Origin of the sequence: Streptomyces sp. NPDC008137 (genome assembly GCF_042957035.1) — a bacterium.
GTDB lineage: Bacteria > Actinomycetota > Actinomycetes > Streptomycetales > Streptomycetaceae > Streptomyces.
Genome location: NZ_JBIBHN010000001.1, coordinates 101,217 through 115,430, shown reverse-complemented (window position 1 = coordinate 115,430; position 14,214 = coordinate 101,217). Strand labels below are relative to the sequence as shown.

The 14,214-nt window shown below is 72.5% G+C and carries 13 protein-coding genes; 8 read left to right on the top strand and 5 right to left on the bottom strand.

Annotated features, from left to right (window positions below):
* Positions 1-92: 92 nt before the first annotated feature.
* Positions 93-710: an NAD(P)H-dependent oxidoreductase gene (locus tag ACFZBT_RS00500; protein ID WP_391097370.1), complete on the top strand. Its 618-nt coding sequence runs from the start codon at positions 93-95 to the stop codon at positions 708-710.
* 94 nt (positions 711-804) lie between these two features.
* On the top strand, positions 805-1,332 hold the full coding sequence (locus tag ACFZBT_RS00495) for a hypothetical protein (protein WP_391097369.1): 528 nt from the start codon (positions 805-807) through the stop codon (positions 1,330-1,332).
* Between the two features lie 68 nt (positions 1,333-1,400).
* On the opposite strand, the gene ACFZBT_RS00490 is transcribed toward ACFZBT_RS00495, so the two are convergent.
* Positions 1,401-1,814, bottom strand: a complete 414-nt coding sequence (locus ACFZBT_RS00490; protein ID WP_391097368.1) for a gamma-glutamylcyclotransferase — start codon at positions 1,812-1,814, stop codon at positions 1,401-1,403.
* Between the two features lie 139 nt (positions 1,815-1,953).
* On the opposite strand from ACFZBT_RS00490, the gene ACFZBT_RS00485 reads away from it, so the two are divergent.
* Positions 1,954-3,600 carry a M4 family metallopeptidase gene (locus ACFZBT_RS00485; protein ID WP_391097367.1) on the top strand — a complete coding sequence of 549 codons (1,647 nt, stop codon included), beginning with the start codon at positions 1,954-1,956 and terminating at the stop codon, positions 3,598-3,600.
* Positions 3,601-3,682: 82 nt separating this feature from the next.
* Here the strand turns inward: ACFZBT_RS00485 and ACFZBT_RS00480 are convergent, their stop codons facing one another.
* Complete coding sequence (locus tag ACFZBT_RS00480) at positions 3,683-4,393, bottom strand: GntR family transcriptional regulator (RefSeq protein WP_391097366.1); 711 nt, start codon at positions 4,391-4,393, stop codon at positions 3,683-3,685.
* A 116-nt stretch (positions 4,394-4,509) separates the two neighbouring features.
* Between ACFZBT_RS00480 and manD the strand changes: the two genes are divergently transcribed.
* From manD to ACFZBT_RS00455, 5 genes are read left to right on the top strand one after another with little or no spacing between them, the layout of a single operon-like run.
* The gene (manD, locus tag ACFZBT_RS00475) at positions 4,510-5,718 is read left to right on the top strand and encodes a D-mannonate dehydratase ManD (protein ID WP_391097365.1); all 1,209 of its coding nucleotides are present in this window, start codon (positions 4,510-4,512) and stop codon (positions 5,716-5,718) included.
* 5 nt (positions 5,719-5,723) lie between these two features.
* Positions 5,724-7,097, top strand: coding sequence for a mannitol dehydrogenase family protein (locus ACFZBT_RS00470; protein ID WP_391097364.1), 1,374 nt, complete (start codon positions 5,724-5,726; stop codon positions 7,095-7,097).
* Between the two features lie 45 nt (positions 7,098-7,142).
* Positions 7,143-8,537 carry an MFS transporter gene (locus ACFZBT_RS00465; RefSeq protein WP_391097363.1) on the top strand — a complete coding sequence of 465 codons (1,395 nt, stop codon included), beginning with the start codon at positions 7,143-7,145 and terminating at the stop codon, positions 8,535-8,537.
* The gene (locus tag ACFZBT_RS00460; protein ID WP_391097362.1) at positions 8,534-9,592 is read left to right on the top strand and encodes a zinc-binding dehydrogenase; all 1,059 of its coding nucleotides are present in this window, start codon (positions 8,534-8,536) and stop codon (positions 9,590-9,592) included. The genes ACFZBT_RS00465 and ACFZBT_RS00460 overlap by 4 nt, the downstream gene beginning before the upstream one ends.
* 46 nt (positions 9,593-9,638) lie before the next feature.
* Positions 9,639-10,607 (top strand): PfkB family carbohydrate kinase, encoded by a 969-nt coding sequence (locus tag ACFZBT_RS00455; RefSeq protein ID WP_391097361.1) that lies wholly within the window; start codon positions 9,639-9,641, stop codon positions 10,605-10,607.
* An 11-nt stretch (positions 10,608-10,618) separates the two neighbouring features.
* Here the strand turns inward: ACFZBT_RS00455 and ACFZBT_RS00450 are convergent, their stop codons facing one another.
* The 3 genes from ACFZBT_RS00450 to ACFZBT_RS00440 form a co-directional block, all read right to left on the bottom strand.
* On the bottom strand, positions 10,619-12,736 hold the full coding sequence (locus ACFZBT_RS00450) for a molybdopterin-dependent oxidoreductase (protein ID WP_391097360.1): 2,118 nt from the start codon (positions 12,734-12,736) through the stop codon (positions 10,619-10,621).
* 206 nt (positions 12,737-12,942) lie between these two features.
* Positions 12,943-13,251, bottom strand: a complete 309-nt coding sequence (locus tag ACFZBT_RS00445; protein WP_391097359.1) for a hypothetical protein — start codon at positions 13,249-13,251, stop codon at positions 12,943-12,945.
* A gap of 169 nt (positions 13,252-13,420) precedes the next feature.
* Complete coding sequence (locus ACFZBT_RS00440) at positions 13,421-14,107, bottom strand: ElyC/SanA/YdcF family protein (RefSeq protein WP_391097358.1); 687 nt, start codon at positions 14,105-14,107, stop codon at positions 13,421-13,423.
* Positions 14,108-14,214: the final 107 nt, after the last annotated feature.

Genomic DNA, 14,214 nt, shown 5'->3' with positions numbered 1-14,214 from the left:
AAAGCCTGACGAGCGCGTGTGAACGGGTGACCCGGCCAGGGAGTGCGTCCGGGCTTGACCTCGACAAAGGTTGAGGTATGAGGCTGTGCCGCATGAACTCAGCCGTTACGCACACACCCACCGCTGCCCTGCCCACGACCGAGCCCCTCCGGGTGACCCTCGTCGTCGGCAGCAACCGCCACGGCCGCTTCGGTCCCGTCGTGGCCGACTGGCTCCTCGGTCATCTCCGGGACCGGGACGACCTGGTCGCCGAGGTCGTGGACGTCGCCGAGGCCGAGCTGCCGATGACCTTCGAACCGACCCCCGGGGCGACCGCCGCCCTCTCCGGCATCACCCCGAAGCTGGCCCGCGCGGACGCCTTCGTCATCCTCACCCCCGAGTACAACCACTCCTACCCGGCGGGCCTGAAGAACCTCATCGACTGGCACTTCACCGAGTGGCAGGCCAAGCCGGTCGCCCTCGTCTCCTACGGCGGCCTCTCCGGCGGCCTGCGCGCGGTGGAACACCTCCGCCAGGTCTTCGCCGAACTCCACGCCGTGACGGTCCGCGACACCGTCTCCTTCCACAACGCGGGCGCGTCCTTCGACGACGGGGGAACCCTGCGCGACCCCACGGCCCCGGACGCCGCGGCGAAGACCATGCTGGACCAACTGGTGTGGTGGGGCGAGACGTTGCGGGAGGCCCGGAAGAGGCGCCCGTACGGGGGCTGACCCGCGCCCCTGATCCGACGGCGCTTGACGGCACTCAGCGGGCCGAGGCCCCGCGATACACTGCGCCGCTCCACCCCGACAGGAGGTCGCCCGCGTGTTCACCGCACGGCTGCTCGCCGGCGCCGCGTCGGCTCTGGTGGTGCTCGCCCTGTCGGGCTGCTCCGCCTCCTGGGGCTGCACCGACACGACGGCGGAGCGCGGTGAGGCCCGGGGCAAGGTACAGGTCGAGGACCCGTTCGGGCGGCCTCTCGGCGTCACCGCCGAGGTCGTCGACTGGCGTCTGGAGCCCCACCCGCAGGTGCCCTCCGAAGGCGACTGGGTCAGCTTCCGCTTCCGCTTCGACGGGGCCGACGAGATGTCCGACCCCGCGGTGGACGCCTGCGCGGTCGATGAGAAGCGCGTGGCGCTGGGGTGCGAGACGGTCCACGCGGCCGAGGCGTTCGGGCCGGGCGGTGACCCCACAGGCGAGGCCTGGCTCGACGTCGAGCACCCTGAGCAGGTCGCCGGAGTGCTGCTGATCCCCAACGACCAGTCCTACGACCGGCGGACCTGCGAGCAGGACATCAAGGACGGTGGCGGGCGGCATCCTCCGGAGCCGGCCGTCATGGGGGACCAGCTGTAGGCCGTCCCCCCCGGCCGGTGAGCCGACGGTGGCGCGGGCGCGCGGTGACGGGACGGCGAGGGGTGTCCTCACCCCCGCCACTCCCCGCCCTCGATCCGCCTCCCCCTCTCCCGCAGCCGCGCCGCCACCCCCGGCCCCGCCACATACACCCAGGCCCGCACGGTCGCCCCGTCCAGCTCCCGGACGACCTTCCGCTCCACGCGCAGATACAGGCTGTCCGGGTCGCCCGGCACGTAGTCCTCCAGCCGGTCCAGCTCCGCGAGCAGCGCCCCGTACGACTCCGGCAGGGCGGTGATCAACTCCCCGCTCACCGTGCCGCCCCCGCCCGGCTCCTCGACCGCGTACGGATAGCCCGGCCCCTCGTACAGCACCGCCCCCGCGAGCCGGCCCGCTTCCTCGGAGCGGGTGCGGCCGCGCAGGAAGAGGCCGTGGTTGACCTCGCCGGGGCGGAGCGTTCCGTAGACGAAGAAAGGGAGGGTCACAGGAACGATTCTGCACCCTCACACACCTGCACAACGGGCCTATGGACACGCCATGTCCGGGCCGCCTTAACTCGCGGTCAACATCAACGCCGCCCCCGGTCGACCCCACGCGACCGGGTGCGCCCGTATGAGGAGACCGATGAGTCGGATACGTCCCGTCCGAGGTTCCCGTCTCGCCACCGCAGGCGTGGCCGCCACCGGCATCGGCGCCCTGGTGGCCGCCGTGCTTTCCCCCACCGCCCAGGCGGACGAACGGCCGACCCGGTCCGACGCGATCGAGAGCGCGGAGGCGGTCCTCGCCGACCGGGCCGCGGAACTGGGCCTGGGAGCGGCCCAGGGGACGAAGGCCCGGGACGTGGTCGTCGACGAGGACGGTACCCAGCACGTCCGCTACGACCGCACCTATCACCGACTCCCGGTCCTCGGCGGCGACTTCGTGCTCCACCTGAACCCGGACGGCAGCTACCGCGGCGCGAACCGCGCGACGAAGTCCGCGCTCTCCATAGCCCGCGTCACCCCGAAGGTGACCGCCCCGAAGGCCGCCGACCTGGCCGCGAGCCTGCTGCGCGCCGCACACCTCGGCGAGACCCTGAAGAAGCTGACCGCCAAGCCGCGCCTGGTCGTCGACGCCCTGCACGGCGCCCCGAAGCTGGCCTGGCAGACCGACGCGGTCGCGCACGACGGACTCGGCAACCCGGTCGGGCGCACGGTGCTGACCGACGCGACGACCGGCGACCAGATCGACGCCTGGGACACCATGGAGACGGTGTCGGGCGACGGCAAGTCCCTCTACGGCGGCACGGTCGCGCTGAACACGACGAAGTCCGGGTCGTCGTACGGTCTGAAGGACGCGACGCGCGGCGGCACGTACACCGGCGACGCGGAGAACAAGACGGACCGGTGCCTGCTGACTGTCTGCGTGACCCGCGCCCCCGCGACGCTCTTCACCGACGCGGACAACCACTGGGCCACGGGCACGACCTCCGACCGCGCCACGGTGGCGGTGGACGCGCAGTACGGCACGGACGTCACCTGGGACTACTACAAGAACGTCCACGGCCGCAGCGGCATAGCCGGCGACGGCAAGGGCTCCTTCAACCGCGTCCACTACGGCAAGAACTACAACAACGCCTTCTGGGACGACAACTGCTTCTGCATGACGTACGGCGACGGCGACGGCAAGCAGCTCGGACCGCTGGTGTCGCTGGACGTCGCCGGGCACGAGATGTCCCACGGCGTCACCTCGAAGACCGCGGCACTGACGTACTCGGGCGAGTCCGGCGGACTGAACGAGGCCACCTCGGACATCTTCGGCACGCTGGTGGAGTTCCACGCGAACAACGCCAAGGACCCCGGTGACTGGCTCATCGGCGAGAAGGTCGTCCGCTCCGGGCTCGGCCGGGAGGCCCTGCGCCGCATGGACAAGCCGTCGAAGGACGGGAAGTCCGCCGACTGCTGGAGCGACAAGGCCGCCGACCTCGACGTGCACTACTCCTCGGGCATCGGCAACCACTTCGCCTACCTGCTCGCCGAGGGCAGCGGCACCAAGACGATCAACGGCGTCAGCCACTCCTCCCCGACCTGCGACGGCACCACGGTCAAGGGCATCGGCAAGGCCAAGCTGGGCAAGATCTGGTACCGCGCCCTGACGGTCTACATGACGTCCTCGACCGACTACGCGGCCGCCCGCAAGGCGACCCTGAACGCCGCGAAGGACCTCTACGGCAACGGCAGCACGGAGCAGAAGGCGGTGGCCGCCGCCTGGAGCGCCGTCGACGTGGGCTGAGCGGCCCCTTCACGACTCTCGGTGGTGTCCGCGGTTCGGGTGCGGACACCACCGAGGCCTGTCCCGGGGCATCCCGCTCCGCCTACTCCCAGACCACCACGTTGCGCCGCACCGGCACGGACGAGGAGCCGGTCGCGAAGAGCTCCGGTGAGTGCGCCCGGATGCGCTCGATGTCGCTGAAGACGGCGCGCAGGTGCGTGCGCATGGCCGCGCGGGCCAGCGTGAGGTCGCCGCCGACTACCGCGTCGAAGATCTCCCGGTGCTGGTCGGCGAAGACCGCGGGTGAGACGTTCTCGTGCAGGCCCAGCCGGCGGGCCCGGTCCAGGTGGCCCTTGGCCGCGGCGACCGTCGTCCACACATTGCCGTGGCCGCCCAGCCGCATCAGGCCGTGGTGGAAGGCCTCGTCCAGCTCGAAGAACTCCTCCAGGTCCAGCGGTGTGCGCTGCTGACGGGCGAGGTTGTCCCGCAGTTCCGCCACGACCGACGCGTCCAGCTCGGACGGCAGGGCGTCCAGCGAGGCCAGTTCGACGGCCTCCCGCAGGAACTGCGCGTCCGCGACCTGCGCCGGGTCCACCCGGGACACGAAGGACCCGATCTTGGGGAAGATCTGCACCAGCCCGTCCTGGGCGAGCAGGATCAGGCTCTCCCGCACCGGCGTGCGGCTCACGCCGAGGGACGCGGCCAGCTCGTTCTCCGACAGCGCGGCACCCGGGGGGAGTTCGAGGGTCAGCACCATCTGACGCAGCTTCAGGTAGATGGAGCGCCGGCTGGTCCGCCGGTTCGTCTGGGCCATGTGCACATCCTACGTATCGAAGCGAGGGTATTGCTCGCCTGTGCGACAGATGCTTGTATACAAGTACTGCACGACAAGGAGCCGCCCGTCACCGGCCGCCGTAAGGAGAGCCCTCAGTGAGCACCATCGAGCGCGTCGAGGTCTTCGTCGCCTCCCCGGGCCGCACGTTCGTCACCCTGCGCGTCACTACCTCGGACGGGGTGACCGGCCTCGGCGACGCCACGCTCAACGGGCGCGAGCTGGCCGTGGCGAGCTATCTGCGCGACCATCTCGCCCCGCTGCTGATCGGCCGCGACCCGGCGCGCATCGAGGACACCTGGCAGTACCTCTACAAGGGCGCCTACTGGCGGCGCGGCCCGGTCACCATGACGGCCATCGCCGCCGTCGACACGGCCCTGTGGGACATCAAGGGCAAGACCGCCGGACTCCCCGTGTACGAGCTGCTCGGCGGCCGGTCCCGGGACGGCGTCCTGGTCTACTCACACGCCAGCGGCACGGACGTGCCCTCCCTGCTCGACGACGTCGAGCGCTATCTGGAGCTCGGCTACAAGGCCGTACGCGCCCAGGCGGCCGTCCCGGACGTCGGCGGCACCTACGGCGTCCGCAAGGGCAAGGTCTACGAACCGGCCGCGACCGATCTGCCCGACGAGCAGCCCTGGGACACCGAGGCCTACCTCGGCTTCGCGCCGGCCTACCTGGAGGCCGTACGGGAGCGCTTCGGCTTCGGCTTCCACCTCCTGCACGACGTGCACCACCGGCTGACCCCGATCGAGGCGGCCCGCTTCGGCAAGAGCGTCGAGGCCTGCCGGCTGTTCTGGATGGAGGACCCCACCCCGGCCGAGAACCAGGAGGCCTTCCGTCTCATACGGCAGCACACCACGACACCGATCGCCGTCGGCGAGGTGTTCAACTCGATCTGGGACGTCCAGCACCTCATCACCGAGCAGCTCATCGACTACGTGCGCACGACCGTGGTCCACGCGGGCGGCATCACCCACCTCCGCCGGATCTTCGACCTCGCCGCGCTCTACCACGTACGCACCGGCTCGCACGGCGCCACCGACCTCTCCCCGGTCAGCATGGCCGCGGCCGTGCACCTCGACCTGGCCGTGCCGAACTTCGGCATCCAGGAGCACATGGGCCACCCCGACGAGGCCGCCGAGGTCTTCCGCACGGGCGTCACCTTCGCCGACGGCATGCTGCACCCCTCGGACGCGCCGGGCCTCGGGGTCGAGTACGACGAGAAGGCCGCCGAGCGCTTCCCGTACCAGCGGCGCTACCTCCCGGTCGCCCGCCGTCTCGACGGCTCGGTGCACGACTGGTGAGCGGCGTGAACCACGTGAACCAGCTGAACCGTGCCGCGCTCGGCGCCCTCCCGACCGCCTCGCGCCCCCGCGTGGACCCCGCCGGACTGCGTACCCGCGTCGTCCACTTCGGCATCGGCGCCTTCCACCGGGCCCACCAGGCCTTCTACACCGAGAACGCCGCAGCCCACTCCGGCGAGCCCTGGGGCATCGCCGCCGTCGCTCCCCGCTCGACGGCGACCGTCGACGCCCTGCGCGCCCAGGACTGCCTGTACTCGGTGACCGAGCGCCGGGACGAAGGCGCCGCCCCCCGGGTCGTCGGCGCGCTCACCGGCGCGTACGCGCTCGGGCGGGACGGGGCGGCCGTCGACACCCTGCTCACCGACCCCGAGGTGACGGTGGTGACGCTGACGATCACGGAGAAGGGCTACCGGGCCGCCGGCCCGGACACGGTCGTCGGGCGCCTCGCCGCCGGGCTGGCCGCGCGGATGCGCTCCGGTGCGGCCCCGGTCAGCGTCGTGTCCTGCGACAACATGGCGGACAACGGCGCCGTGCTGCGGACCGCGGTCCAGGACGCGGTGCGCGCCGCGGGCGGCCGAGACCGGGATCAGGTCCTGGACCTGCTCGACCGGCAGGTGGCCTTCCCCGCCACCGTGGTGGACCGGATCGTCCCCGCCACCGCCCCCGGAGACCTCACGGCGACGGCCACCGCGCTGGGCGTCCACGACGCCCTGCCCGTGAGTGGCGAACCGTACCGGCAGTGGGTCCTGGAGGACCGCTTCACGGCCCCGCGTCCCCCGTGGGAGCTGGACGGCGCCCTCCTCGTGCCCGTTGTCGCGCCCTACCAGCTCACCAAGCTGCGGCTGCTCAACGGCTCGCACTCGGCCCTCGCGTTCCTCGGAATCGCCGCGGGCCGCGCCACCGTCGCCGACGCGATGGCCGACGGCTGGGGCGAGCGGCTGGTCAGGTCCCTGTGCGCCGAGGTCGCGCCCACCCTGCCGGACGGCGGCCCGGACCCCGGCCGGTACGCCGACGACCTGGTCACCCGTTTCCGCAACCCGGCCATGCGCCACCTGCTGCGGCAGATCGCCTCGGACGGCTCGCTCAAGATCACCGAACGCTGGCTGCCGGCCCTGCGCGCCCTGCGCGAGCGCGGTACGGCCACCCCGGTCCTCGAACTCGCCCTGGCCGGCTGGGCGCACCTCACCCGGGACCACGACATCCCGGACCCCGCCCGGGACGCCCTCACCGCCTGCTGGCACACCGGAGCGGACGACAAGGCCGCCGTCCGCGCGCTCCTCACCACCGTCGGCGCGCCCGACCTCGCCGGCGACTCCGGGCTCGTCACCGCCGTCGTACGGCGCCTCCCGGCCCTGCGCGCCGGACACGTGGACATCTGAGCACACCTTCTCCATCAACTCGTCTGTCGAACAACGGAGTTCACGATGAAGGACACCACGACCACGGCCGAGCCGGCTGGCGGCGTGCGACGCACCACCCGTGACCTGACCAAGGCCGCCGTCTCCGGCTGGCTGGGCACGGCCATGGAGTTCATGGACTTCCAGCTGTACTCGCTGGCGGCCGCGATCGTCTTCAACAAGATCTTCTTCCCGGACGTCAGCCCCGCCATCGGCCTCATCGCCGCGATGGCCACCTACGGCGTCGGCTATGTCGCCCGGCTCGCCGGCGCGGTCTACTTCGGGAGAATGGGCGACCGGCTCGGCCGCAAGAAGGTCCTGACGATCACCATCCTGCTGATGGGCGCCTCGACCACCCTCATCGGCGTCCTGCCCACCTACGCGACCATAGGCATCCTGGCGCCCGTCCTGCTCGTCGTCCTGCGGCTCGCCCAGGGGTTCGGCGCGGGCGCGGAGATCGCGGGCGCGACGGTGATGCTCGCCGAGTACGCCCCGACGAAGCAACGCGGTCTGGTCGCCTCGCTGGTGTCGCTGGGCACCAACTCGGGGACGCTCGCCGCCTCCGGGCTGTGGGCCGTGCTGCTCGCCGTGCTCAGCGAGGAGCAGCTGCTGTCCTGGGGCTGGCGGCTGCCCTTCCTGCTGAGCTTCGGACTGCTGCTGTTCGCGGTGTGGCTGCGGCGCAACCTCAAGGAGAGCCCGGTCTTCGAGGAGCGGCCCGACGTCGTGGGCGGTGTCGCGATGAGCCGGCGCGAGGTGGAGACGGCCGTCACGAAGGGGGCGGACGACGACGCCGGTCTGCTGGAGGCGGGCCTGAAGCAGCGCAAGGGCAAGGCGTTCTTCCTGGCGCTCGGACTGCGCTTCGGGCAGGCCGGCAACTCCGGGCTGATCCAGACGTTCCTCGTCGGCTACATCGCCACCGAACTCGCGGCCGAACGCTCCGTACCCACCGACGCCATCGTGTACGGCTCGCTGCTGGGCTTCCTCACGGTGCCGGCCATCGGCATGCTCGGCGACCGCTTCGGACGCCGCCGGATGTATCTGGCGCTCACCTCGCTGACGGTCCTCACCGCCTTCCCGCTCATGATGCTCATCACCTCGGGCAGCACGCCCGCCCTGATGCTCGGCATGGTCCTGGGCCTGAACCTCGGCGTCCTCGGACTGTTCGCGCTGGAGAGCGTGACCATGGCCGAACTCTTCGGCTCCCGCACCCGGTTCACCCAGCTCGCGCTGGCCAAGGAGATCGGCGGCGTCCTCGCCACCGCGATCGGGCCGGTCCTCGCGGCGAGCCTCACCGCCGCCACCGGAAGCTGGTGGCCCATCGCGGCGATGCTCGTCGTCTACTCCCTCATCACCCTCGTCAGCGCGCTGCTCTCGCCCGAGACGCGCGGACGCGACCTGGTCCGCCTGGAGGACGCCGTATGACCACTGTCACCGCCATGAAGGCCGTCGTCGTGCACGGCGCCGGTGACGTCAGGATCGACGAGCGGCCCCGGCCCGAGCCCGCGCGGGACGAGGTACTGCTCGCCCTGGAGTGGGGCGGCATCTGCGGCTCCGACGTCGCGTACTGGAAGAAGGGCGCCTCCGGCACCGCCGCCCTCGCCCACCCGCTGGTCCTCGGCCATGAGTTCGCCGGCCGGGTCGCGGCGCTGGGCTCCGGCGTGACCGGCCTGTCGGAGGGACAGCCCGTCACCGTCCACCCCGCCCAGCTCGTCGGCGAGCCCTCGGAGCGGCTCGCCGGGCGCACCAACCTCCACGAGCGGGTCCGCTACTTCGGCTCGGCGGCCCTCACCCCGCACACCGACGGCGGGTTCAGCGAGTTCCGTACGGTCCCTGCGGCCCAGGTCCGGCCACTGCCCGAGGGCGTGGACACCGAGTCGGGGGCCCTCGCGGAGCCGCTGGCGGTCGCCCTGCACGCCGTGGGCCGGGTGCCGTCGCTGCGCGGCCGTACGGTCCTGGTCAACGGGGCCGGTCCGATCGGGTCGCTGGTCGTCGCGGCCGCGAAGTACCGCGGCGCGGACTCGGTGTGCGCCGCCGACCTGTCCTCCGCGTCGCTCGCCGTGGCCCGCCGGATGGGCGCCGACACGACGGTCGACGTCTCCCGGGGCGAGGAACTGCCGCAGGACATCGACGTCGTCTTCGAGGCGTCCGGCGCACCGGCCGCGCTGGGGGCCGTCCTGCGGGCCACGGCCCGGGGCGGCACCCTCGTACAGGTCGGGAACCTGCCGGGCACGGCCGAGCCCGCCGTCCTGGGCGACCTGGTCACCCGGGAGATCACCTGGATCGGCTCCTACCGTTTCGTCGACGAGATCGACGACGCCCTGACCGCACTGCGCGACGGCCTGGACGTCTCACCCGTCATCAGCCACCGCTTCCCCCTGGAACAGGCCGAGCGGGCCCTCACGGTCGCGGCGGACCCGGCGAGCGCGAGCAGCAAGGTGATGCTGCGGCTCGGCGGGGGAGCACCGGTCGTCCTCTGACAGCAGGCCTGTAGTCCCAGGTTTCCCGTTCCCGTAGGAGAACTCCGTGTCCCACCCGACCGCCGTATCCCCCGAGCCCGTGCCGGCGGACGTCGTGTGTCTCGGCGAGACCATGGCCGTGCTCAGCCCGCCGGACGACCGGCCGCTCGCCGACCAGTCCGCGCTGCGCCTCTCCGTCGGCGGCGCCGAGTCCAACGTGGCCTGTGGACTGGCCGCGCTCGGGCATCGCGCGGCCTGGCTGAGCCGCGTGGGCGATGACGCGTTCGGGCGGCGCATCCGCTCCGAACTCGCCGCCCGGGGCGTCGAGGTGGGCGCCGTCGCCGTCGACCCGGCGCATCCGACCGGCGTGTACTTCAAGGACCCGGGCCCGGACGCCACCCGGCCCCTGTACTACCGGAGCGGATCGGCCGCCGCCCACATGGGGCCGGAGCTGGCCGGTGCGCCCGAGCTGCTGGGGCCGCGGATCGTGCACGTGTCGGGCATCACCGCGGCGCTGTCCGGCGGTTGCGCCCGGCTGCTGGAGGAGATCGTCGTACGCCGTACCCCGTGGGACGACGCGGGGCCCCGGCCGCTGGTCTCCTTCGACGTCAACCACCGCCCCGCCCTGTGGAGCGGCCGGAACGCCGACGCCGCATCGGTGCTGCGGGACCTGGCCCGTGCCGCGGACCTGGTGTTCGTCGGGCGTGACGAGGCCGAGGAACTGTGGGGCACGGCCCACCCCGACGACATCGCGGGCCTGCTCGCCCCGGCACCGCTCGTCGTCGTCAAGGACGCGGAGCACGGCGCCACGTCGTACGCGGCGGGTGAGGCCACCTTCGCGCCTGCCCTCGCCGTCGAGGTAGTGGAACCGGTCGGCGCGGGCGATGCCTTCGCCGCCGGGTATCTGTCAGGGGTCCTGCGGGACGCCGACGAGGAGTCCCGCCTGCGCCTCGGCCATCTGACGGCGGCGACAGCGCTCCGCAGCCGGGACGACATCCCCGACCTCGGCGAGGCCCTGGCCCTGGCCCGGCGCTAGCCCCCGCCCGCTCAGCCCCGCACGGCCTCCAGCCGCACCGCACACGCCTTGAACTCCGGCATCCGGGAGGTCGGGTCGAGCGCGGGGTTGGTGAGGGTGTTGGCGCGGCCCTCGCCCGGCCAGTGGAAGGGCATGAACACGGTGTCGGGGCGGATGGCGTTCGTGATCCTCGCGGGCGCCACGGCCCGGCCCCGCCGCGACACGACGGCGATCGGATCCCCCTCGGCCGCCCCGAGCCGCGCCGCCAGCCGCGGATGCAACTCCACGAACGGCCCGGGCGCCGCGGCGTTCAGCTCCGCCACGCGCCGAGTCTGCGCCCCGGACTGATACTGCGCCACGACCCGCCCGGTGGTCAGCAGCACGGGGTACTCGTCGTCCGGTTCCTCGGCGATCGCACGATGCGAGACCGGAACGAACCGGGCACGGCCGTCGGGAGTCGCGAACCGGTCGAGGAAGAGGCGGGGGGTGCCGGGGTGGGCCACGGCCGCCGTGTCACCCGCGGCCTCCGGCTCCACCGCCTCCGCAGCACCCGGACAAGGCCAGAACACCCCGTCCTCCTCCACCAGCCTGCGGTACGTGATCCCCGAGTAGTCCGCCGGGCCGCCCGCACTCGCGCGGCGCAGTTCCTCGAAGACCTCCTCGGGGTCGGTCGGGAAGCCCTTCTCCACGCCCAGCCGGGCGGCGAGTTCGTGGAGGACCTCCAGGTCGCTGCGCACACCGGAGGGCGGCGTGATCGCCCGCCGCCGCAGCAGCACCCTGCCCTCCAGGTTCGTCGTCGTGCCCGTCTCCTCCGCCCACTGCGTGACCGGCAGGACCACGTCCGCCAGCTCTGCCGTCTCCGACAGCACCACGTCGCACACGGCGAGGAAGTCCAGCGACCTGATGCGCTCCTCGATGTGCGCGGCACGCGGCGCCGACACCACCGGGTTGGACGCCATCAGCAGCAGCGACCTGATGTCGGTCCCCAGCGCGTCCAGCAGCTCGTACGCACTGCGCCCCGGGCCGGGCAGCGAATCCGGGTCCACTCCCCACACCTCGGCGACATGCGCCCGCGCCGCCGGATCGTCGAGCTTGCGGTAGCCCGGCAACTGGTCGGCCTTCTGCCCGTGTTCGCGTCCGCCCTGCCCGTTGCCCTGCCCGGTCAGACAGCCGTACCCGGACAGCGGACGGCCCGCCCGGCCGGTCGCCAGGCACAGGTTGATCCACGCGCCCACCGTGTCCGTGCCCTTGGACTGCTGCTCGGGCCCGCGCGCGGTGAGCACCATCGCCGACTCCGGCTCGCAGAACAGCCGTACGGTCTCCCGCAGTTCAGGAACGGACACCCCCGTGATCCGCTCCACGTACTCCGGCCAGTGCGCCATCGCCGCGGCCCGCGCGTCCTCCCAGCCCGCCGTGCGTTCCTGGACGTACTCCTCGTCCACCCGCCCCTCGGCGATCACCAGATGCAGCAGGCCCAGGGCGAGGGCCAGGTCGGTGCCCGGCCGGGGCGCCAGGTGCAGGTCCGCCTGCTCGGCGGTCTTCGTGCGCCGCGGGTCGATCACGATCAGCGTGCCGCCGTTCTCCCGCAGCTCGTTGAAGAAGCGCAGCGACGGCGGCATGGTCTCCGCGAGGTTCGATCCGACGAGGATCACACAGCCCGTCTTCGGGATGTCCTCCAGCGGGAACGGCAGCCCCCGGTCGAGCCCGAACGCCTTGATGCCGGCGGCGGCCGCCGACGACATGCAGAAACGGCCGTTGTAGTCGATCTGGGACGTGCCGAGCACGACCCGCGCGAACTTGCCGAGCGTGTACGCCTTCTCGTTCGTCAGACCGCCCCCGCCGAACACCCCGACCCCGTCCGGCCCGTGCTCCGCGCGCGTCCTTCGCAGCCCCGCGGCGATCCGGTCCAGCGCCTCGTCCCAGGAGGCGGGCACCAGCTCGCCCCCGGACCGCACCAGCGGCGAGGTCAGACGGACGCCCGAGGCCAGCACCGCGGGTGCCGTACGGCCCTTGCCGCACAGCGCGCCCCGGTTCACCGGGAAGTCCACGCGCTCGCTCACCTCGACGGTCCCGTCCGGCGCGGGCGTCAGGTTCATCCCGCACTGCAGGGCGCAGTACGGACAGTGCGTGGGCGTGGCGGTGTTCTGCATACCGTTCAGCGTGCTTCGGCCGTGTTACGCGCGGCACGGCCCCCTGTTACACGGCCGGGACGGGGACCTCCCCGTCGCCGCCGGGTCCGCGTGAGGCACGGCCCCCGCCCGGGGGACGACGCACGGATCGGGGGTGGGAGCGCGCGGACCGCGCTCCCACCCCCGGCCACGTGCAGGGACCGTGACTGGTCAGGGCACGGCCCCGGTCAGCACTCGTACGCGTAGTACGGCTCGTCGCCCACGTCCAGACCGATCCTCCCGACCCCGCCGGGGCCGATCTGGATACAGGAGGGGTCGAAGCCATCGACCTCCACGCTGGCGGAGATGGTGTGCCCGCACACGTTGTGGATGTCGGCCCACCACTGGCCGGAGGCGCCGAGCTTCGCGCAGCCCGGCTCCGGGGCCTTGACCGCCGCCGCGGTCACGGGAGCCGCCGAAGCGGTCCCCATGGCGGCCGGCACGGCCAGCAGCGCGCCCGCGGCGGCCATCACCAGCGCGGAGCGAAGTCGAGTCATCAGATGTCCCTTCCCCCAGTTCGCGACGGCGGCCCGATCCGCCGCCGCACGCCGAAGACACTAAGTGTATGACGCGAACACGGAGAGCGCCGAAGGCACATTTCACGCCCTGGGGTGAAATGTGCGCGTCAAACCCGCTTCCACAGAACGTCCTGATTCATCCGACAGGTCATTCGGCCGTGGCCAACGCCCGCTCCACGCCCCGCTCCTGAGGCCCGAGGAACCGGGGGTCCGGCCGGAACGCCGCGTCCAGCGCCGCCTTCCCGGCGGCGAAGATCTCCCGGGCACCGCCGTAGTACCAGGTAGCGTCGTGCACCGCGTCCACCCCGACGCCGTACGACTCGACCCCCGCCGCCTCACACAGCGCCACCGCCCGCCGGATGTGGAACCCCTGGCTGATCAGCACGGCCTCGTCCACACCGAAGATCTTCTTCGCGCGCACGCAGGAGTCCCACGTGTCGAACCCGGCGTAGTCGCTGACGATCCGCCCGTCGGGCACCCCGTGCCGGGTCAGATACCCGCGCATCGCGTCCGGCTCGTCGTAGTCCTCGCGGCTGTTGTCCCCGGTGACGAGCACCACCTTCACCCGCCCCTTCCGGTACAGCTCCGCCGCCGCGTCCAGCCGGTGCGCGAGATACGGCGAGGGCTCCCCCTCCCACAGCCCGGCCCCGAACACCACGGCCACATCGGTACGCGGCGCATCCGCCGCCGTACGCAGCCGGTCACCCGCCACCGCGTACATCCAGGTGGCCGGAAGCAGCCCGAGCACACACCCGGCCATCACGGCCTGCACCAGCCGCCGCTGCCCGCGGCGGGTACGCGGCAGCCTCGGTCTGCGGAACGTCGGAGCACGCATCGGACAGGTCCCTCCCCAGGTCGGTCTGACCTTCGAGGACGTCCGATCGGCCCGTCCGGTTCACCGCACGGCGGGTGACCAGCTTCACGCGAAACTCCGAAACCCCA